We start from the raw sequence: 18,584 nt of genomic DNA on the forward strand, positions 1-18,584 counted from the left end.
GCGGTTCCCCCTGCCCATGGTTCAGCCAGGTGACGCAGGGCCGTCACCGGGCGTCGGGTCAGCCCACCCGGGTGAGCAGGGTGACCGGCGCACCGTCCCCGGCGTAGCGGTACGGCTCGAGCTCGGCGTCCCACGCCGTCCCCAGCGCCTTCTCCAGGGCATGCGAAAGCGCCTCCGGAGCCTTGGCCGCGGCCATGATGGCCCGCAGCCGATCCTCACCGATCTGGATGTCACCGGACGCCCCGATGGTGCCGCGGAACAGTCCGCGGCCCGGGACGTGCATGAAACGCTCCCCGTCGACGCCGGGGCTCGGTTCCTCGGTGACCTCGAAACGGATCATGGGCCACTGCCGGAGGGCAGCAGCCAGCTCGGCGCCAGTCCCGGGCCGTCCGGTCCAGCTGCACTCGGAACGCCGCATGCCGGGGTCTACCGGCTGCGCCGTCCAGTGCAGATTGACCGGCGCGGTCAGGACGCGCGCGATCGCCCACTCGACGTGCTGGCACACGGCGAGTGGGGTCGAGTGGACGTATACGACGCCACACGTTGGCACGGTGACCTCCCGGAGACCGAGGTGCGTCTTCCCCTACGACCTCGACCGCGGTTGATCGTGCTCCATGATGCCGGGTGGTACGGATGGTGCGCCAGAGAAACCGCAATATCGACATGTGAATGGCCGTCGAGGCACACCTGACCTAACGGCCGAACCCCGTCCGGCGGCACGGCCATGCCGGGTTCGTGTAGGCTGGCTGCGGCATTTTCTGCCGACAACTTTGCCGAGGAATACCTAGCTAGGAGTACCGCCGTGGCCAGCAACACCTCAAAGACCGCCCGCGCATCAGTCCGCGCCGGCCAGGCCGGTCAGGGCGGGGCCCTGAGCGTGCTGGGTGAGTTCAAGTACCTCATCCCGCTCGCCGAAGGGCGCTTCGCCTACGTGCGTAACCTGACCAACGGCAAGACCAACCACCTCCGCACCGACTCGGACGCCTTCGTCGAGGAGATCCGCTCCCTCGCGGCGGCCGGGCACGGCGCCAAGATCCGCGCCGAGATCGAGGGCCTGGACGCCTCGTTCCCGCAGCACGGCTGGGGCGCGACCGAGAAGCGCCTCGTGGACGCCGGCGTCTTCGAGAGCTGAGCAACGCCGTTTCAAAGGCGCTCCGCGGACCGGGTGGTCCGGGGAGCGCCTTTTTGCGTCTGCTGAAGATCAAGACAAGTTGATCAGCGGGTGGGCGGTCAGAGTGGGCGGACTGAAGCCGCTTCTCCGGCGGCCGGGACACCACGCGGCCACGATCATGGACCAGCACGACGCACGGCGGCGCAGCCGAACAGGGCAGCGCAGCCAAGCGAGCGACGCAGACACCGGGTCCGGCATCTCTGGGCGAAACAGCGCCAAGCCGCCCAGAAGCCCCGGACGCCGCCCGGACCGCCTGGATCAGCCGAGCAGCTCCACCCGACCGGTATCCAGGTCGTAGACCGCCCCCGCGACCCCGACCTTGCCCGCTGCGATCGCCCCCGACACCCCCGCCAGCTCCTGCATCCGCTGCACCGTCCGCGCCACGTGGGCGCGCATCGCCTTGGCCGCCACGTCGGGGTCGTCCAGCCCGACCGCCCGCACCGCAGGCTCGATCTCGTCCACCAGATAGCCCACGTCACCGTCCGGGCGGTCTCCCGCCCGCAGGGCGGTCACCGTGGCGTCCACGGCACCGCACCTGACGTGACCCAGCACCATGATCAACGGCACGTTGAGCGCCGTCACGGCGAAGCCGATCGAGCCGAGCACCGCGCGGTCCACCACGTGGCCGCCGGAGCGGACCACGCAGATCGAGCCGAACGTCTGGTCGAAGATCGCTTCCAACGGCACCCGGGAGTCGATGCAGCCCAGGACCACAGCGTGTGGGAGCTGCCCACCGGACGCCGCGGCCGCCGCCGACACGTCATGGCCGTGCAGTGGCCGGCCGCTGACGAACCGGCGGTTGCCGGCGATCAGCTCCGCGAGCGCGTCGTCAGGCCGCGCGATCCGCGCAGGCGCTTCCAGCGCGTCGCTGCCGAGGAGGGTGTCCGAGCCCGCCGGCTCGGGTCCCGCGGCCGGGACCGCTCCGGCCATGGTCGATGCACTCGGGGCGGCCGGGTGCACCGGCGCTGCCTGTTCCGCAGGTGAGGAAGCCGTCATGGGTCTGATTCTCTACGAGTCACCAGCCGGGGACAGCCTGTGCGAGGCAGATCACGTCGCTCCGACCACCGGCTGGGACGAGCCGGGCCCGGCGCACGATCTTCCATAGGTCTGGCATTTCACTCTTTCGCGCGTGATGCTTATTACCCGTGGGTACAACGGGGCCGTGCGAATCACGGAGGTGCCCATGTCCGAGCGGTCGGAGCTCACCCTCGCCGATGGCGTACGGCTGCATGTCGAGACCAGTGGCCGGGCCGACGCACCGGTGACCGTGGTGCTGCTGCACGGCTGGTGTCTCGATCGGCGGACCTGGCATCACCAGAGCAAGGCGCTGGAGCAGGTCGACGCCCGGGTGGTCGCGTACGACGCGCGGGGGCACGGCCGTTCCTCCCCGACCCGGCTGCGTTCGGCCACGCTGGCCCAGCTCGGTGACGATCTCGCCGAGGTGCTCCGGGAGTACGCCCCGGCCGGGCCGATCGTGCTGGTCGGGCACTCGCTGGGCGGCATGACGATCATGGAGTTCGCCGACTCGTACCCGCAGGAGTTCGCCGGGCGGGTGGCCGGGCTGGTTTTCGTCTCGACCACCGCCGAGGGCGCCACCCACACCTGCTACGGCCTGCCCACGACCATCACACCGGTGCTGCGGGCCGCCGAGGAGGCGGGCGCCGGTCTGCTGGCCCGGCTCGGTGCGTGGCGGCCGCACAACGCGATGCTGCCCGTGCTGCGCCCGACCGTGCGCTGGCTGCTCTTCGGCGACGACTTCGAGCCGGGCGACCTGGAGGTCACCATGTCGGCGTTCGGGCGGGCCTCGCTGCGGTCGATCGGCGGTTTCCGGGCCTCGGTCGGCGCCCAGCACCGGCTGGACACCCTGGCCGCGCTCGGTGACGTGCCGGCCGCCGCCCTGGTCGGCGACCGGGACCGGCTCACCCCGCCGCCGTGCGCCGAGTCGATCGCCGGGGCGCTGGACGGCACCGAGCTGACCGTGTTCGAGGGCGCCGGCCACATGCTCATGATGGAACGCCCGGCCGAGGTCTCGGCCGCCCTGCTCGCCGTCGTCGACCGCGCGGCCAGGAGCACCCGCGCGGCCCGGAAAACCCGGAGGCGCGCTCCGGTCCGCGCCCGCCGCACCGGCTACGACCAGGCGGCGTGACCCGGCCGGTCGAGCCGCTCCGACGCGAAGCCGACGGTCCCGGGCGCGGAAGGGCGTGCCGCCGTCGACGCGGGTGCCGCAACAGGAGTAAGTTCGATTGCCCCCTGGCGCCGGTGCCGGGCGGCGGCAAGAGCACGCGGAGCACCAGCGGGGAGCACAACGGACTTGAGCGACGCCACCGTCCTGCAGCAGGAGATCGCCGTCGAGCAGCAGCACGTCGACCGGGTGTACGCCCGGCTCGCCGACCTGCGCCAGGACGCGTCCCGGGCCGAGAAGGAGGGCTATCAGCTCGCCGGCGTCGGCACCTTCGGCGCTCTGGTCGAGCGGGACGCCATGGTGTTCCACCGGGCCCGCCGGCGGCACGCCCTGGACGCCGAGTACGAGGGCCTGGTCTTCGGCCGCCTGGACCTGACCAGCGGCGCCGTGCACTACGTGGGCCGGATGGGCATCCGCGACGAGGAGTCGCAGTCGCTGGTCGTGGACTGGCGTGCGCCCGCCGCGGCGGCGTTCTACCGCGCCACCCCGGCCGACCCGCTGGGTGTGGTGCGGCGCCGGATGATCCAGTCGACGCGCGAGCGGGTCACCAACATCGAGGACGACCTGCTCGATCCGGAGGCCGCCCCCGCCGACATGCGGGTGGTCGGTGACGGCGCCCTGCTGGCCAGTCTCTCCAAGGCCACCGGCCGGGGCATGCGCGACATCGTCGCCACCATCCAGCGTGAGCAGGACGACGCGATCCGCTCCCCCGCGTCCGGTGTGACGATCGTCACCGGCGGTCCGGGCACGGGCAAGACCGCCGTGGCGCTGCACCGGGCGGCGTACCTGCTCTATTCCGACCGGAGCCGGTTCGCCGGCGGCGGCATCCTCGTGGTCGGCCCGTCCGGGGTGTTCGTCGACTACATCGCCACGGTGCTGCCGTCGCTGGGCGAGGACACCGCGACGCTGCGCTCGCTCGGTTCGCTGGTCGCGGGGTACGACGCCACCCGCACCGACCCGACCGCGGTGGCCGCGCTCAAGGGCTCGCTGCGGATGCGCCGCGTGCTGGAGCGCGCCTCCCACGACGCGGTGCCGGGCGCCCCGACCGAGCTGCGGCTGCTCTATCGTGGTGCCCTGCTGCGCCTGGACGCCGGCGATCTGGAGCGGATCCGGCGCAAGGCGCTGCCGCGGGGCGCCCGCCGCAACGAGGTCCGCGGCACCGGCTTCGACCGGATCTTCGACGCGCTGTGGACGCAGGCCAAGGGCTCGGTCAAGACGTTGCCGGAGAAGCAGGAGTTCGAGGCGGAGCTGGCCGACCGCACCGACTTCCGGGACTTCCTGCGGGCGTGGTGGCCGCGGTTCACCCCGATGCGGGTGCTGCGCTGGCTGGCCGAGCCGGCCCGGCTGCGGGGGTACGCCAACGGGCTGCTGTCCCGGGAGGAGATCGCGCTGCTGCAGGGCTCGTTCGACGGGCTGGCCGAGCACGGGCCGACGATCGCCGACGTGGCGCTGCTGGACGAGCTGGACGAGCTGATGGGCCGCCCGCGGCAGCCGTCGAAGAAGCGGAGCAACAACCCCTTCCACGTACGCGACGGGGTGCAGGAGGTCAGCACGTACGCCGACCGCCAGGCCCTGAGCCGCGCGCAGGTGGTCCGCGACGAGGACTACCGCGACTACGCCCACGTGGTGGTGGACGAGGCGCAGGACGTGACCCCGATGCAGTGGCGGATGATCGGCCGGCGGGGCGCGTACGCGTCCTGGACGATCGTCGGTGACCCGGCGCAGACCGCCTGGTCCGGCGACGCCGAGGAGCTGGACCGGGCCCGCGACCGGGCGCTGGGCTCGCGGCGCCGCAACACGTACTCGCTGACCACCAACTACCGCAACTCGTCGGAGATCTTCGCGGTCGCCGCCCGGGTCATCCGCACGATCATGCCGGACCTGCCGCTGCCGTCGGCGGTGCGCAGCACCGGGGTGGAGCCGGTGGACCTGCTCGTGGGGGCCGCGCAGCTGCCGGAGGCGGTCCGCGAGGCGGCCGAGAAGCACCTCTCCGACGTCGACGGCACGATCGGCGTGATCACGCCGGTGCTGCGCCGCGACGAGATGGCCGGGTGGGTGGCCGGGCTGCCCGAGCGGATCCAGGTGGTCACCGCGTTGCAGGCCAAGGGCATGGAGTACGACGCGGTGGTGCTGGTCGAGCCGGCCGAGATCGCGGTCGACGCCAGCGGCACCCGGACCCTGTACGTGGCCCTGTCGCGGGCCACCCAGCGCCTCACGACGGTGGGGACCCGCGACTGGCACGGCGCGGCTCGTTAGGGGCGCTCGACCCCGACCGCGGTGTATGCGGTGTCCGGCGTGGCCGGCGTGGTGAAGCGGGCGTTCGGCAGGTAGAAGTACTTGCCGTACTCCGCGATGGTGGTGGGCACGTCGAAGCGCGGGTCGGTGGTGCGGCTGACCACCGTGCCCTTGGTGGCGCGCTTGTCGAGCTGGATCCGGGCGATCACGTTGAGCCTGTTCTGCACCACGTAGAGGGTGCTGCCACGCAGCCACAGGCCGTCACCGTTGGGCACGGACTCGTCACCCAGGTCGATCTCCGTGGTGCGCCCGCTGTACGACGTACGGAAGAGCTTGCCGGTGTTGGACTGCACGATGATCAGCCCCCGCCGGTCGGGGGTCGGCGCGATGCCGTTGGCGTTGTTGCCCGTCTGGTAGGCGATGTCGCCGGTCAGCGGCACGCGGACCACCTCGGCGGGCAGCTTGCCGTGCCGGCCCAGCGGCAGCTTGAACAGCACCGGGTTGGTGGAGTCGGTGTACCAGGCCGCGCCACCGGTCAGGGTCACGTCGTTGATGAACGACGGGACGGTCTGCAGCGTGTAGGACTTGAGCACCGCCCCGGTGGCGGCGTTGATCACGCGGGCGTCGCCGCCGCTGCCGCCGGAGACGAAGAGCCGCCCGCGATTGTCGATCTTGAGACCGAGCGACTGCGTGCCCGGGCCCTGGCTGATGACCTCACCGCGGCCGGTGCGCAGGCTGGCCCGGTAGATGTCGCCGTCGACCCGGGAGCCGAAGTACGCGTACGGGGCCTTACCGATCGCGATGCCCTCCGGCTGGAAGCCGTTCGGCAGCTGGATGGTGGACTGCAGGGAGCCGCCGCGGTGAGCGGCCTCGGCGGGAGCGGCGCCGAGCACCACGGCCAGGGCTGCCGTGGTGACGAGTGCGAGAGTGCCTCTGGACAAGGGGTGATTCCTTCCAGGTGGGAACTTTCTGGCACCCCTCTGTACCCGCGGAATGGCATTCACGTTCAAGTTGCATACATAGCGATGTGAACATATATTGGCCGAGGCCCAGCGCGGCGACGGAAGGTAGGGCTCATGGGAGCCGGGCACGACCACGGAGGCCAGGCCTTGCGCGCCGGCGAGCGGCACCGCGCCCGCCTGTGGTGGGCGGCCGGGCTGCTGGCCGCGTTCATGCTGGTCGAGGCGGCAGCCGCCCTGTCCACGGGTTCGCTGGCTCTGCTCTCCGACGCCGGCCACATGTTCACCGACGTGCTCGGCATCGCGATGGCCCTGGCCGCGATCCACGCCGCCGGCCGGGCCGCCACCGATTCGCAGCGCACCTTCGGGCTCTACCGCCTCGAAGTGCTGGCTGCCCTGGCCAATGCTCTCCTGCTGACCGGCGTCGCGATCTATGTGCTCATCGAGGCCGTGCGACGCTTCTCCGATCCCCCGCACGTGCCGGCGGGCGCGATGCTGATCGTGGCGACCGGCGGTCTGCTGATCAACATCGTTGCCTTCCTGCTGCTGCGGGCCGGCGCCAAGGAGAGCCTCAACGTCCGCGGGGCCTATCTGGAGGTGCTGGGCGACCTGCTGGGCTCGGCGGGCGTCATCGTCGCGGCCGCGATCATCGCGGTCACCGGCTGGTCGTACGCGGACCCGATCGTCGCCGTGGTCGTGGCTTTGTCGATCCTGCCCCGCACCTTCGCCCTGGGTCGCGCCGCGGTCCGCATCCTGGTGCAGGCCGCCCCCGAACGCCTGGACGTGGGCGACGTGCGGTCCCGGCTGGCCGCCGTGCCGGGCGTCTGCGACGTTCACGATCTGCACGTCTGGACACTGACCTCGGGCATGGACGTGGCCTCGGCCCACCTGAGTCTGGAGCCCACCGCCGAGCTCGGCACGGTGCTGGCCACCGCCCGCGAGGCTCTCCACCACGACTTCGCCATCGATCACGCGACATTGCAGGTGGAACCGGTCGGCGCGGGCGGCCCGTGCACCCCGGCGGGTTGGTAGCAAGCCGTTCGAAGCACCCCGGAAAGGCGCCGGGCTCCCTACACTCTTTGTGACGCCAACCACAGAGGGGATCGCCATGACGCAATCCGTCATCCACCAGCCCCGGGTGGCCTGGGATGCCGCTCGCGCCTTCGTCCGGATGGCCGCCGGGCCGGGCTACGACGCGTACGCCGGCCGGGTGCTCAGCCGCCTCGGCACCGAGGTGTACGGCGAACTCGCCAACACCCGCCAGCGCCTGCTCGAAGCGTCGGTGCAGAGCAGCGACGACGACCGGTTCACCGTCGACGTCGAGGCCGGTAAGTGGCGGGTCCGTATGGAGGATCTGCTGCGCAACGATCCGACGCTGGTCACGCCGCTACGCGAGCTGACCGAGGCCGCCGCCCGATAACTGCCCGGGAGCGCGACGAGCACCCCTTTGCCATGATCTGCGTCATGCTGACGCCGACACCGCTGATGGACCTCGTCACCGGCTTCTGGAGTTTCAAGACCTTCGCCGCCGCCGTCGAACTCGACCTGTTCACCCGGCTGGCCGGTGGTCGCACCCTGACCGTCGCCGGCGCCGGACCGGAGCTGGGACTGCCGGAACGCCCCGCCGACCTGCTGCTCACCGCCTGCGCCTCGCTCGGGCTGCTGGAACGCGCCGGCGCGGGCTACCGCAACACCGCCCTGGCCGAGGAGTTCCTGGTCCGCGGCAAGCCGTACTACTTCGGCGGGCAGGTCACCTACTGCGACCGCCGCACCTATCTGCCGTGGCATCGCATCGGCGAGGCGCTGCGCACCGACCGGCCGCTGACCTGGGATCCGGACACCCAGGAGTCGATGTTCACCACCGCCGACCCGCAGCTGCTGGCGACGTTCTGGGAGGCGATGTACTCCACGTCGATCTTCACCGCCCGGGCGCTGGGCGGTGCGGTGGACCTGGCCGGGCGGCGGCGGCTGCTGGACGTGGGTGGCGGCTCCGGGGCGTACCCGATCGAGCTCTGCCGGCAGCAGCCGGACCTGACCGCCACCGTGCTGGATCTCCCGCATGTCGTCGAGATCGCCGCCGGCAAGATCGAGCTGGCCGGGCTGGCCGACCGGATCACCACCCGGGCCGGCGACTTCCTCACCGACGCCGCACTGCCGGGCGGCCACGACACAGTGCTGTTCAGCATGATCCTGCACGACTGGGACGAGGCGACCAACCGGGAGCTGCTGGCCAAGGCCTACGCCGCCCTGCCGGCCGGCGGCCTGGTGATCATCTCCGAGCTGCTGCTGGACGCGGACCGCACCGGACCCGCCCCGGCTGCCCTGATGGGGATGAACATGCTGGTCGAGACCGTGGGCGGGCGCAATTACTCGGACGCGGAGTATGCCGGCTGGCTGACCGGCGCGGGCTTCGGCCAGGTCCGCACGGTCCCCTTCGACGCACCGGGAGCCAACGGCGCCGTGCTGGGGATCAAGCCGGCCGCCTAAATCAGCGATCACGCCCGCGGCGCGGGCCCGTCCGTAAGACTGTGCCCATGAGCCACAAAGGCGTCATGGTGTTCGTGCCTGCGCCCCAGCTGACCGTGACGCTCGAGCAGCAGCACGACAAGGCGGAGCTGCACGTGCACCCGGGCGGGCAGGGCGTCTGGCAGGCCCGGATGATCACGCTGCTGGGGGCGCAGGTCACTCTCTGCTCGGCCACCGGCGGCGAGGTCGGACGGGTGCTGGAGCCCCTGCTCAAGTTCCACGGCGTGACGCTGAAGACGATCAAGCGCGACTCCGGCACCGGCTGGTACGTCCACGACCGGCGCAGCGGGAAGCGCGAGGAGCTGGCCGAGGACCCGGGCCAGCCGTTGTCGCGGCACGAGATGGACGAGCTGTACAGCCTCGCGCTCGCCGAAGGGCTGCGGGCGGGCATCGCCGTGCTCAGCGGGCCCGCCCACCCGTCCGTCGTGCCCGCCGACATCTACCGGCGGCTCGCCACCGACCTGGGCGCGAACGGCTGCAAGGTCATCGTCGACCTGTCCGCGGCCCACCTCGCCGCCGCGCTCGAAGCACGCCCGCACGTGGTCAAGGTCAGCCACGAGGAGCTGATCCGCGACGGCATGGTCAAGGACGGCTCCACCGAGTCGCTGACCCGGGCGCTGCACAAGCTGCACGACGACGGGGCCGAGACGGCCCTGGTCTCGCGGGCCGACGAGGGCGCGCTGGCGCTGATCGAGGACCAGGTGTACGAGGTCGACATGCCGAAGATGGTGGCCGCCGAGTCCCGCGGGGCCGGCGACTCGATGACCGCCGGCGTGGCGGCGGTGCTCGCCCAGGGCGGCACGCTGTGTGACGCCGTACGCACGGGCGCCGCGGCCGGCGCCCTCAACGTGACCCGCCACGGGCTCGGCACCGGGCGCATCGACGCCGTCCAGGTGCTGACCGAGCGGGTGAGACTGACGCCCGTCGACACGAAGGTGCCGGTATGACGACGCCACGGATCCTCATCACCAACGACGACGGGATCGACGCGCCCGGGCTGCGGCACCTGGCCCGGGCCGCCGCCCGTCAGGGCCTTGACATCGTGGTCGCGGCCCCGCTGACCGAGGCCAGCGGCACCAGCGCCGCCATGACCGCGGTGGAGAAGAACGGCAAGATCGTGGTGTCGCAACGGGAGCTGCCCGGGGTGCGCAACGTGCCCGCGTACGCGGTGGCGGCCTCCCCCGCCTTCATCGTGCTGCTCGCCCTGCGCGACGCCTTCGGCCCGCCGCCGCAGATCGTCCTGTCCGGCATCAACCGCGGCGCGAACGCGGGCGCGGCGGTCGTGCACTCCGGCACGGTCGGCGCCACGCTGACGGCCTCGCACGCGGGACTGCACGGCCTCGCCGTCTCCCTGGACGTGCTCTCCCCCGCCAACGGCACCGCGGCCAGCGGCGGCCAGGCCATCGCCGACCTGGAGCACGCCGACGACGAGAACCGGCACTGGGACAGCGCCGCCGGCCTGGCGATGAAACTGCTGCCCACCCTGACCCACACCCCGCCGGGCACGGTGCTCAACCTCAACGTGCCGGACCTGCACGTGGACGGCATCCGCGGGCTGCGCCGGGCCACGCTGGCCAGATTCGGTCAGGTGCAGATGAGCATCGCGGAGGCCGGCGAGGGCTTCGTCCGCACCGCGGTGCAGGCCGCCGACGAGCCGCTGGAACCGGGCACCGACCTGGCCGCACTGGCCGAGGGCTTCGCGGTGGTCACCCCGATCCGGTCACCGGCCGAGGCCACCGACGTGAAGTTCAACCTCGAGTCGATCGTCGTGCAGACGCCGGCGATCTGACGCCTCAGTTGACCGACGGCTCGGGCAGTCCGGCGCCGTCGAGGATCCGCCAGAGGTCCAGCGCGACGTCGACGCTCGCCGGGCGGTCCTCGGGGCGCTTCGCCATGCAGGCGCGGACCAGGTCCCGCAGCGGCGGCGGCAGGCCGGGGATGGCCAGGACAGGCGTCGGCGCGAGGTGACCGGCCCGGCCGGCGGCCACGATCATGGCCGCGACCGCCGGAGGGTACGGGGACCGGCCGGTGAGCATCTCGTAGAGCAGCACGCCGAGGGTGTAGACGTCATCGGCGGGGCGGGCGAACGCCGTCTTGGGATGCGAGGGCAGGGCCGCGTGGTCGTCGCTGTGCTCCGGGCTGCTGTGCTTGGGGCCGCCGGGCCGCTGCGCGCCGTGCTTGGGCCCTTCTGGCCGCGCGCCGTGCTTGGGGCCTTCTGGCCGGGCGCCGTGCTTGGGGCCTTCGGGCCGCTGCGCGCCGTGATCCAGGCCCGCGCCGTGCCTTGCCGCTCGGCGGTCAGGCTCGGCGTGGCGGGCCGCACCGCGCTGGAGGCCGCCATGCACAACGGCGCTGGGAGAGCTACGGATGCCGTCTCCGCGCGGGCCGCCTCGGCGGAGCACCACCGGGTGCGCGCCCGAGTCGGGGTTGCGCAGCGCGGCCGTGGCCAGCCCGAAGTCGATGATCTTGATCCCGGCCGGGCTGACCATGATGTTGCGAGCGGTCAGGTCCCGGTGCACCACGCCCCGCCGGTGGGCCACGGCCAGCACGTCAGCGGCGGTGGCAGCGATCCGGACGGCCTCCGGCCACTCCAGTCGCCCCCGGGCCAGCCGCTCGGTCAGCGGCACCCCGGCCAGCAACTCCAGCACCACGTACGGCACCACGCTGCCGTCGGGCAGCGGCGCCTCGCCGTACTCGAAGACCCGCGGCACGCTCGGGTGCCGCAGCCGGTCGGTGATCAGGGCCTCGCGCCGGACGTCCTCGCGGGCCTGCACGTCGTCGGCCAGGCTCGGGGCCAGCACTTTGACCGCCAGCTTGCGGCCCTGGCGGGCGTCGACGGCCGAGTAGACGGTCGAGACACCGCCCTGGCCGATGGCACCGATCAGCACATATCGCCGGAGGATGGCGGTGCCCATCGGAAGTTTCGCCACGCAGGGCACTATCCCCTACCGCGGAGCACCCGGACAAGCCGCCTCAGGAAGGCTTAACTTCCATGATCACTCGCGGTCAGGCGCCGGACACGAGGGGCTGATGAGAAGGCTCGTCACATTCCGCGCACGGCTGCGGTGCGCCGAACAGGCCGAGCAGGCCGGTGACCCAGAGCTGGCGGTGCGCGAACCGGCTGGGACGCGTGACGACCAGCTTGACGCCGCTGACGCTGGCCAGTTGGAACGCCGCGACCAGGGCACTGATGCCGACGGAATCGATGAAGGTCACGCCGTGCATGTCGAGCTCGATGCGCTCGGGACGCCCGGCGGCGAGCTGACTCGCCACGGCGTCCTTGATCTCGTACGCGTTCTCGACGTCGATCTCACCCGCTGGGGAGATATCCACCACCCCCGCGGGGAGTGTCGACGTCGTTATCGACAGCGTCACGCCACTACCTCCACCCGCCCGGGTTGCCCCGAGCGTCTTCTCCTCTGCACGACGGCGGCCGTACCTGATGCCGCTGTCGTCGGGGGCGGCGATGACTACCCCCGTCGGGTTCGGTGAAACTGCTCGAACCGTAGTGCGTGAACCTGGCAGGCACCTGTGTGTGCCCCGTGTGAACCGACGCAAGCGTACCCAGCGATGTCCACCGTTTTAACCGACGTGACGCTGTCCACATCCGACTGACGTCGCCCGTTCACCGGTACGTTTGCTTTTCTTGGCGCTTGGGCACGTTCGACAAGTCGACGACCCACCCGCCGGCACCGGCGATCGCAGGAGGTACCGAGGAGATGCTCTCTCGTAAGAACACTGCCGAGCGCACAGCCGCGCAGGCCTGGGACTACTTGTCGTCCGCGATGGCGGGCGCCGGCGAGAGCGCCAAGGACGCCGGCAAGCACACCGCTGACCTGGCGAGCGCCAAGGCGGCGGTCGCCGCGGCCACCGCCACCAAGCTCGCCGACAAGGCGAGCAAGCAGAGCGGCAAGCTCGCCGGCAAGGCCGGCAAGAAGAGCAGCAAGCTCGCTGACAAGGCCGCCGCCAAGCTCGCCGAGGTGAGCGACGAGGCCTACGAGCGCGCCAACCTGGCCGCGAACGCGCTGGCCGGCCGCAAGCCGGGCCTGCCCTGGGGCCTGCTGATCGGCGCCGGCCTGCTCGGCGTCGCGCTGGGCTGGGCCGCCGCGACCACCGCCCGGGCCGCGCTGGAGCGCCAGGCGGAGAACGAACAGCTGGAGCTGGCCGAGTCCGAGCCCGACGCGGTGGTAGTCGTCACACCGACCTACGACAACTGACCGGCGGCGGCCGCCGGACGGAGCCCTTTGCCGCCCGGCGGTCGCTGTTTTCTGTCGGACCCCGCGCCTAGGCTCTTCGCCATGGAGCCCGTGTTCTTCGCCGATGCCGCCGAGCTGCGTGCCTGGTTCCTCGAGCACCACGCCGACGCGCCCGAGCTGCTGGTGGGCTACCACAAGAAGCACACCGGCCGGCCTACGGTGCAGCACACCGAGGCGATCGAGCAGGCGCTGTGCTTCGGCTGGATCGACAGCATCGGGCGCCGCATCGACGACGAGCGTTACCAGGTCCGGTTCACCCCCGGCGCAAGGGCAGCGTGTGGAGCGCGATCAACGTGGCCAAGATCGCCGAGCTGACCGCGGCGGGGCTGATGCATCCGGCCGGGCTGCACGCCTTCGAGTCCCGCAAGCCCGAACGGGTGGCGGTGTATTCGTACGAGCAGCCCGCCGACGCGGTGCCCGACGCTGAGCAGACTGCCCGGTTCGAGGGCGAGGAGGCGGCATGGAAGTGGTTCTCGGCGCAGTCCGCGTCCTACCGCCGGGCCGCCGTGCACTGGGTGGTCAGCGCCAAACGGGAGGAAACCCGGCAGCGGCGCCTCGACCAGCTGATCACCGACTCCGCGGCGGGCCGGACGGTGCCACCGCTGACCCGCCGATGAGCCGGCTCCGCCCCGCGCCGGCAACCGACCGACCTCGCCTGGAGGTGACGTGAATCTGTACAGTTGGCCCCGGCTCGCAGCCGGGCCCCCGTTCCGCGTCATCCGTCCGTGGCGACACCCGAGTAGATAGGTCCGCTGGTGCTCAGTTCGGGAAGTCTCCTGGACAACCGCTACCGGTTGGACGAGCGCATCGCCACGGGTGGCATGGGTGACGTGTGGCGCGGCACCGACGTGGTGCTCGGCCGCACGATCGCCGTCAAGGTGCTGCGCAGCGCCATGCTGTCCGACCCGGAGTTCGCCGCCCGCTTCTACGGCGAGGCGCGGATGATGGCCGCCTTCCGGCACCCCGGCGTCGTCGAGGTGTACGACTACAGCGCCGGTGACGCCAACGACGAGGACAACTGCGCGTACCTCGTGATGGCGTACGTCGACGGCGAGCCTCTGTCGGCCCGGCTCAAGGAGCAGGGCCGCCTGGGCGTCGCCGAGACCATGTCGATCGTGGCGCAGGCGGCCGAGGCCCTGCACGCCGCCCACGAGAACGGCACCGTGCACCGCGACGTCAAGCCGGGCAACCTGATCGTCAAGCCCAACGGCACGGTGATCCTGGTCGACTTCGGCGTGGCCCGCTCCGCCGCCGTGACCAGCGTGACCGGCCTCAACGCCATCGTCGGCACGGCGCTGTACATGGCGCCCGAGCAGGTCGCCAAGGGCAACGTCACCCCCGCCACCGACGTGTACGCCCTGGGCGCCGTCGCCTACCACTGCCTGGCCGGTCACCCGCCGTTCGACGGTGACAACGCTCTGCAGGTGGCGCTGCGCCATCTGGAGGACGACCCCGAGCCGCTGCCGGAGACCACCGTGCCGCCGGCCGTCCGCGAGCTGATCAGCCGCGCGATGGCCAAGCACCCGGAGGACCGGTTCGCCGACGCCGCCGAGTTCGCCGCGGCCGCCCTGGCCGCCGCCGGCGCGCTCGACTGGCGCTCCCAGACCGGCACCTCCATGACGGGCACGGCCCTGCGCCGCCCGACGATGCACGGCCCGGCGACCACCGGCACGACTCTGGGTGGTGCCGGCCTGGCCGGAGCGGGACTGGGCGGTGCGGCACTCGGCGGTGCGGGCCTGACCGGCACCGGCCTGGGACAGACCGGCACGTCGATGAGCGGCACCTCGCTGACCAGGCCGATGAGTCCGGCCGCGCCCCGCCGCACCATGCCGGGCCAGCGCAATCTGCTCGAAGCCGCGCCGCCGGTGCAGGCCCCGCCCCGCAGACGCGGCCGGACGAGGAACGAGCTCGCCGTCCTGCTCACCGTGATCGGGCTGTTCATCCTGGCCGGTGGCCTGGCCCTGGCCATCGCCCTGCAGAGCGACGACGCCGGCGCGGACCAGAAGCCGAACACCATCGTGCCGTCCGAGACGACCACAGCCGAGGACGAGACCGAAGCGCCGGTCGAGCCGACCGAGACGACCCGGGGCCCCCGCCCGGTGAACCCGCCGGCCAACACCCAGAAGCCCACCGTGAAGCCGTCCCCCAGCAAGTCGGTGTCGACGTCGGCCTCGACGTCCACCTCACCGACTCCGGACAAGACGACAACGCCGCCCCAGACCGAGCCGGCCACCACCACCCCGGCGGCGCCCACGACCACGCCGCCACCACCGGAAGGTGGCGGCGGCGGCGAGGACGGCGGCGGCACGGGCAGCGGCAACAACTGACGCTTCCGCCGGGGCCACCACGGCTTCCCGGCCGCCCGCCCACCGGGTGACCGGCGACGCAGGCAGGCGAAGCAGACCGGCAGCCGATCGCGGGTGGATCCTGGTTCAGCGGTCGTCGCCGCTGCCGCTCAGCACGCCGCGATCCTGCCGGTCGGCCAGTTTGGCCAGGTTGGCCGTCGCGATGTCCCCCAGCGACAGGTCGAGGTAGTCGGCCAGCACCGCGACGTACCAGAGCACGTCACCAAGTTCCTTGGTGAGGTCGGCCCGGTCGATCCTGGACTCGTCGCTGTCCAGGTCGCGGATCCACTTCTTGAACTTCTCGGCGATCTCCCCGGACTCGCCGACCAGGCCCAGGACCAGGTGGAGCAGCTCGTTCTTCTTGTCACGGGGAGCGGCGGTGCGGAGGGCACCGCGCTGGTACTCGTCCAGGTCCATGGTGGGTCATTATGGCCACGCCGGTGATCAGCGCGGACAGGAGCCGACGTGGGTGGCCCCATGGACCCGCAGCAGCCGGGTGGCGAGCACCTCATCACCGACTCCTCGGCCGATCCCCTGGCCGGCCCGGTCACTGAACGCGAAATGCTGCCCGCCGAACACCCGCGACCGTCCAGCCTCCGCCGCGGCCGCCGAGAAGCTCGGATAGCTGCGCGCCTGCCCACCCGGCGCTGTGTCGCTCACGTGCGTGAAGCGCACATTGTCCGAGCAGAAGAAGCCGGCCAGCACCACAGCCGCCGCGTTGCTGTACGAGCTGTGCCCCGACGTCCACTCCGGGCTGCCTCCCACGGAACCCGCCCGCGCCGACCACGTCGGGTTCGCCGTGGTCAGCGGGTTGCCGTCGGTGTCCGCCTCGCGGATGGCCGTCGTGGGCCGCCAGTGCCGGTACGTCTCCTTGGTCCGCACGGTCGTCACGGTGGAGTCCGCCAGCGCCATACTCACCAGCGCCGTCATCCTGGTGCCCTGGGCCAGTGACAGATCGCCGCCGACCGTCAGCGCGATCCGCAACCATTCGCCCGGTGGCTGGTCGGAGCCGGTCGGGACCGACCAGAACTGGTATGTCGCCAGCAACTCCGGTGCCGGCACGGCGGCGTCGCCCAGCACTGCCACCTCGGCGAACGCGGCCGCATACTCGACGCTTGCCAGGGGCGGTGGCGGGTCGGGCACGTACGCGGCCGGGTCCCGGACGGCGAACGGGCGCACGTGGCTGTACTGCACCCCGGACCACTCCGCCCGGAACACCCCCGGTCCGGTCCCGGCCGGCTGGGTGCGTACCGGTGATGAGCCGTCGTCGGCCCGCGCCTGCACGACCGCCCGGCCGACCTCGTCACCCCACCGGGCGCCCGCCGTGCGGCGGGGTCCGGGATGAACGCGCGTCAGGTCGGCGTCCCGCTGGGTGTCGTACGCCGTGGTCCGGGCCGGGTCGACCGCGACCAGCACCGCGTGCGCCGCGGACACCGCCGCCGCGTACGGGTCGGCGGCGCGCGGACCCGGGCCGGGGATCAGCGCGGAGTGGCGGGCCGGCTCCCCACGGCCGGCCACGATGCCGTTGACCGCGTCGTACATCGCCACGTTGAGCATCGCGTACCAGCGGGCGGCGTCGGCGTCGCTCGCCCGGGTCGTGCGTACCGCCTGGAATGCCGCCTCGTTCCAGGCTCGCACCCCGTCCAATCCGGCCGCCGGGCCGCTGTCGGCCCGGGCCGGGGTGGTCAGGCCCGCGCAGAGCAGGCCGGCTGTCGCCGCGACCAAGAATTTTCGCATGATGCGCCTCCCGATACCGCTCGACCTTCCTCCTCCCCCCATCGATGTCCATCGAATGAGTCGGGAACACGACGCGGCGCGGGCGAGTGTTCTCAAGTCCGGCGGCGGTGGGCCGATGGGTAGGGCTCTGGCACGGCACTGCTCCCGAGCCGCCCCCGGAAAGGCCCCGCATGACCACTCAGGTTCCCCCCGGCCCCGAGAACTCGGTCGCGCCCCAGGACTATCCCCAGTTCACAACGGGCTACGCGCAATATCCGCCGCAGCAGCCGACCGGCGGCTACCCGGCCGTCTCGTACCCGCAGGAGGGCGCGGCCGGCTACCCGGAGCCCGTACCGTATCCGCAGCCCGGCGGTCCGGCGCAAGCCGCCGCCTCTCCCCCGCCCTCGGCCTATCCGACCGCACCGCCGTGGGCCACCGCCGGACAGGCGCCCGCCCCGCCGGCGCCCCGGGCCACCGCCGAGCAGGCGGCCGCACCGACCGCGCCGTGGGCGGTCGCCGGACAGCCGGCCGCGCCGTGGGCGGTCGCCGGGCAGGCCCCCGCTCAGGCCGGTCCGAGCGCGCCGGAGCAGCCGCTGCCGCAGTACGGCGGCCTGCTGGTCCCGTTCCCCGACGAGATAAGGCACGCCTCCCGGGCCGAGGCGCCCGCCGTGTGGCCGGTGGCCGTCTTCACGATGCTGTTCGGCATCCTCGGGGCCATCTCGGCCAAGCGCCGCGCCGATCAGGCGCGGCGGACCCGCAACAGCACCGCCCCGTACTGGATCACGTTCGTCATCGCCCTCGTGGCCGGCGCCTTCTGCTCCTTCGTGGCCTCAGCGGTGCTGGTCGGCCCGCTCATCACCGAGCTCCAGGAGAACCAGCGGCTGGAGGCTGTGCAGCGCAACGTCGTCGGGGACGGCCAGCTCAAGAACGCCCGGATCAACGCCACCGCGGCGCAGTGCCGGCCCGTGGGCGAGCGTGACGTCGAAGGCATGCGTGACTACCTGTGCCGGCTGACCCTCGACGACGGGCACACCGCCACGCTGACCCTGACGGCCGACGAGGCCGGCCAGTGGCACTCGGGGCCGGGTCGCTGAGCCCGGAATGAGATTCCCGGCCGCAGAAGTGGCCGGCCGGGATGGGGTGGGTGGGCCGTCGTGATGTTCCGGGGGGAAGATCACGACGGCCCCCTGTCGTGGC

At 72.2% G+C, this 18,584-nt stretch carries 20 protein-coding genes; 13 read left to right on the plus strand and 7 right to left on the minus strand.

Annotated elements, in window-relative coordinates:
- Window positions 1-58: 58 nt before the first annotated feature.
- The gene (locus ACWEOZ_RS36580) at window positions 59-550 is read right to left on the minus strand and encodes a DUF3145 domain-containing protein (protein ID WP_212991880.1); all 492 of its coding nucleotides are present in this window, start codon (window positions 548-550) and stop codon (window positions 59-61) included.
- Window positions 551-802: 252 nt separating this feature from the next.
- On the opposite strand from ACWEOZ_RS36580, the gene ACWEOZ_RS36585 reads away from it, so the two are divergent.
- Window positions 803-1,132 (plus strand): hypothetical protein, encoded by a 330-nt coding sequence (locus tag ACWEOZ_RS36585; RefSeq protein ID WP_451915244.1) that lies wholly within the window; start codon window positions 803-805, stop codon window positions 1,130-1,132.
- A 297-nt stretch (window positions 1,133-1,429) separates the two neighbouring features.
- Here ACWEOZ_RS36585 and ACWEOZ_RS36590 read toward each other — a convergent pair whose 3' ends face one another.
- Complete coding sequence (locus ACWEOZ_RS36590) at window positions 1,430-2,167, minus strand: carbonic anhydrase (protein ID WP_451915245.1); 738 nt, start codon at window positions 2,165-2,167, stop codon at window positions 1,430-1,432.
- A 187-nt stretch (window positions 2,168-2,354) separates the two neighbouring features.
- Here ACWEOZ_RS36590 and ACWEOZ_RS36595 point away from each other — a divergent pair, with 187 nt between their 5' ends.
- Complete coding sequence (locus ACWEOZ_RS36595; RefSeq protein ID WP_451915246.1) at window positions 2,355-3,317, plus strand: alpha/beta fold hydrolase; 963 nt, start codon at window positions 2,355-2,357, stop codon at window positions 3,315-3,317.
- 165 nt (window positions 3,318-3,482) lie between these two features.
- Entirely contained in the window at window positions 3,483-5,609 is a 2,127-nt protein-coding gene (locus tag ACWEOZ_RS36600; RefSeq protein ID WP_451915247.1) for a HelD family protein, read from the plus strand.
- Here the strand turns inward: ACWEOZ_RS36600 and ACWEOZ_RS36605 are convergent.
- The gene (locus ACWEOZ_RS36605) at window positions 5,606-6,529 is read right to left on the minus strand and encodes a superoxide dismutase (protein WP_451915248.1); all 924 of its coding nucleotides are present in this window, start codon (window positions 6,527-6,529) and stop codon (window positions 5,606-5,608) included. The two genes, ACWEOZ_RS36600 and ACWEOZ_RS36605, sit on opposite strands and share 4 nt — an antisense overlap.
- Before the next feature lie 135 nt (window positions 6,530-6,664).
- Between ACWEOZ_RS36605 and ACWEOZ_RS36610 the strand changes: the two genes are divergently transcribed.
- From ACWEOZ_RS36610 to surE, 5 genes are all read left to right on the plus strand, one after another.
- On the plus strand, window positions 6,665-7,579 hold the full coding sequence (locus tag ACWEOZ_RS36610) for a cation diffusion facilitator family transporter (RefSeq protein WP_360548504.1): 915 nt from the start codon (window positions 6,665-6,667) through the stop codon (window positions 7,577-7,579).
- 76 nt (window positions 7,580-7,655) lie between these two features.
- Window positions 7,656-7,967, plus strand: coding sequence for a hypothetical protein (locus ACWEOZ_RS36615; protein ID WP_451915249.1), 312 nt, complete (start codon window positions 7,656-7,658; stop codon window positions 7,965-7,967).
- A gap of 44 nt (window positions 7,968-8,011) precedes the next feature.
- Complete coding sequence (locus ACWEOZ_RS36620; protein ID WP_451915250.1) at window positions 8,012-9,034, plus strand: methyltransferase; 1,023 nt, start codon at window positions 8,012-8,014, stop codon at window positions 9,032-9,034.
- A 47-nt stretch (window positions 9,035-9,081) separates the two neighbouring features.
- Window positions 9,082-10,020: a 1-phosphofructokinase family hexose kinase gene (locus tag ACWEOZ_RS36625; protein WP_451915251.1), complete on the plus strand. Its 939-nt coding sequence runs from the start codon at window positions 9,082-9,084 to the stop codon at window positions 10,018-10,020.
- Complete coding sequence (gene surE / locus ACWEOZ_RS36630; RefSeq protein ID WP_451915252.1) at window positions 10,017-10,862, plus strand: 5'/3'-nucleotidase SurE; 846 nt, start codon at window positions 10,017-10,019, stop codon at window positions 10,860-10,862. Before ACWEOZ_RS36625 ends, surE begins: the two co-directional genes overlap by 4 nt.
- A gap of 4 nt (window positions 10,863-10,866) precedes the next feature.
- Here the strand turns inward: surE and ACWEOZ_RS36635 are convergent, their stop codons facing one another.
- Both ACWEOZ_RS36635 and ACWEOZ_RS36640 read right to left on the minus strand, forming a co-directional pair.
- A complete protein-coding gene (locus ACWEOZ_RS36635) occupies window positions 10,867-12,000 on the minus strand; it encodes a serine/threonine-protein kinase (protein WP_451915253.1) in 1,134 nt (377 codons plus the stop codon).
- A gap of 76 nt (window positions 12,001-12,076) precedes the next feature.
- A complete protein-coding gene (locus ACWEOZ_RS36640) occupies window positions 12,077-12,445 on the minus strand; it encodes an STAS domain-containing protein (protein WP_451915254.1) in 369 nt (122 codons plus the stop codon).
- A gap of 344 nt (window positions 12,446-12,789) precedes the next feature.
- On the opposite strand from ACWEOZ_RS36640, the gene ACWEOZ_RS36645 reads away from it, so the two are divergent.
- The 4 genes from ACWEOZ_RS36645 to ACWEOZ_RS36660 all read left to right on the plus strand — a co-directional run bounded on the left by ACWEOZ_RS36645 (window position 12,790) and on the right by ACWEOZ_RS36660 (window position 15,653).
- A complete protein-coding gene (locus ACWEOZ_RS36645; RefSeq protein ID WP_451915255.1) occupies window positions 12,790-13,287 on the plus strand; it encodes a hypothetical protein in 498 nt (165 codons plus the stop codon).
- Between the two features lie 81 nt (window positions 13,288-13,368).
- The gene (locus tag ACWEOZ_RS36650; RefSeq protein ID WP_451915256.1) at window positions 13,369-13,641 is read left to right on the plus strand and encodes a YdeI/OmpD-associated family protein; all 273 of its coding nucleotides are present in this window, start codon (window positions 13,369-13,371) and stop codon (window positions 13,639-13,641) included.
- Window positions 13,620-13,943, plus strand: coding sequence for a YdeI/OmpD-associated family protein (locus ACWEOZ_RS36655; RefSeq protein WP_451915257.1), 324 nt, complete (start codon window positions 13,620-13,622; stop codon window positions 13,941-13,943). The genes ACWEOZ_RS36650 and ACWEOZ_RS36655 overlap by 22 nt, the downstream gene beginning before the upstream one ends.
- Window positions 13,944-14,081: 138 nt before the next feature.
- Entirely contained in the window at window positions 14,082-15,653 is a 1,572-nt protein-coding gene (locus ACWEOZ_RS36660) for a serine/threonine-protein kinase (protein ID WP_451915258.1), read from the plus strand.
- 105 nt (window positions 15,654-15,758) lie between these two features.
- On the opposite strand, the gene ACWEOZ_RS36665 is transcribed toward ACWEOZ_RS36660, so the two are convergent.
- Both ACWEOZ_RS36665 and ACWEOZ_RS36670 read right to left on the minus strand, forming a co-directional pair.
- The gene (locus ACWEOZ_RS36665) at window positions 15,759-16,088 is read right to left on the minus strand and encodes a nucleoside triphosphate pyrophosphohydrolase family protein (protein ID WP_451915259.1); all 330 of its coding nucleotides are present in this window, start codon (window positions 16,086-16,088) and stop codon (window positions 15,759-15,761) included.
- A gap of 27 nt (window positions 16,089-16,115) precedes the next feature.
- Entirely contained in the window at window positions 16,116-17,408 is a 1,293-nt protein-coding gene (locus ACWEOZ_RS36670; protein ID WP_451915260.1) for a vanadium-dependent haloperoxidase, read from the minus strand.
- 170 nt (window positions 17,409-17,578) lie between these two features.
- On the opposite strand from ACWEOZ_RS36670, the gene ACWEOZ_RS36675 reads away from it, so the two are divergent.
- Window positions 17,579-18,481, plus strand: a complete 903-nt coding sequence (locus ACWEOZ_RS36675) for a hypothetical protein (RefSeq protein ID WP_451915261.1) — start codon at window positions 17,579-17,581, stop codon at window positions 18,479-18,481.
- Window positions 18,482-18,584 lie beyond the last annotated feature (103 nt).

The sequence above is a fragment of the Actinoplanes sp. NPDC004185 genome (genome assembly GCF_053603475.1).

Excerpts from the sequence above, each read along its gene's own strand:
- ACWEOZ_RS36675 (WP_451915261.1), top strand. The coding sequence starts at position 17,579 with ATGACCACTCAGGTTCCCCCCGGCCCCGAGAACTCGGTCGCGCCCCAG.
- ACWEOZ_RS36615 (WP_451915249.1), top strand. The coding sequence starts at position 7,656 with ATGACGCAATCCGTCATCCACCAGCCCCGGGTGGCCTGGGATGCCGCT.
- surE (WP_451915252.1), top strand. The coding sequence starts at position 10,017 with ATGACGACGCCACGGATCCTCATCACCAACGACGACGGGATCGACGCG.
- ACWEOZ_RS36620 (WP_451915250.1), top strand. The coding sequence starts at position 8,012 with ATGCTGACGCCGACACCGCTGATGGACCTCGTCACCGGCTTCTGGAGT.
- ACWEOZ_RS36665 (WP_451915259.1), bottom strand. The coding sequence starts at position 16,088 with ATGGACCTGGACGAGTACCAGCGCGGTGCCCTCCGCACCGCCGCTCCC.
- ACWEOZ_RS36590 (WP_451915245.1), bottom strand. The coding sequence starts at position 2,167 with ATGACGGCTTCCTCACCTGCGGAACAGGCAGCGCCGGTGCACCCGGCC.
- ACWEOZ_RS36610 (WP_360548504.1), top strand. The coding sequence starts at position 6,665 with ATGGGAGCCGGGCACGACCACGGAGGCCAGGCCTTGCGCGCCGGCGAG.
- ACWEOZ_RS36650 (WP_451915256.1), top strand. The coding sequence starts at position 13,369 with ATGGAGCCCGTGTTCTTCGCCGATGCCGCCGAGCTGCGTGCCTGGTTC.
- ACWEOZ_RS36645 (WP_451915255.1), top strand. The coding sequence starts at position 12,790 with ATGCTCTCTCGTAAGAACACTGCCGAGCGCACAGCCGCGCAGGCCTGG.
- ACWEOZ_RS36670 (WP_451915260.1), bottom strand. The coding sequence starts at position 17,408 with ATGCGAAAATTCTTGGTCGCGGCGACAGCCGGCCTGCTCTGCGCGGGC.
- ACWEOZ_RS36625 (WP_451915251.1), top strand. The coding sequence starts at position 9,082 with ATGAGCCACAAAGGCGTCATGGTGTTCGTGCCTGCGCCCCAGCTGACC.
- ACWEOZ_RS36595 (WP_451915246.1), top strand. The coding sequence starts at position 2,355 with ATGTCCGAGCGGTCGGAGCTCACCCTCGCCGATGGCGTACGGCTGCAT.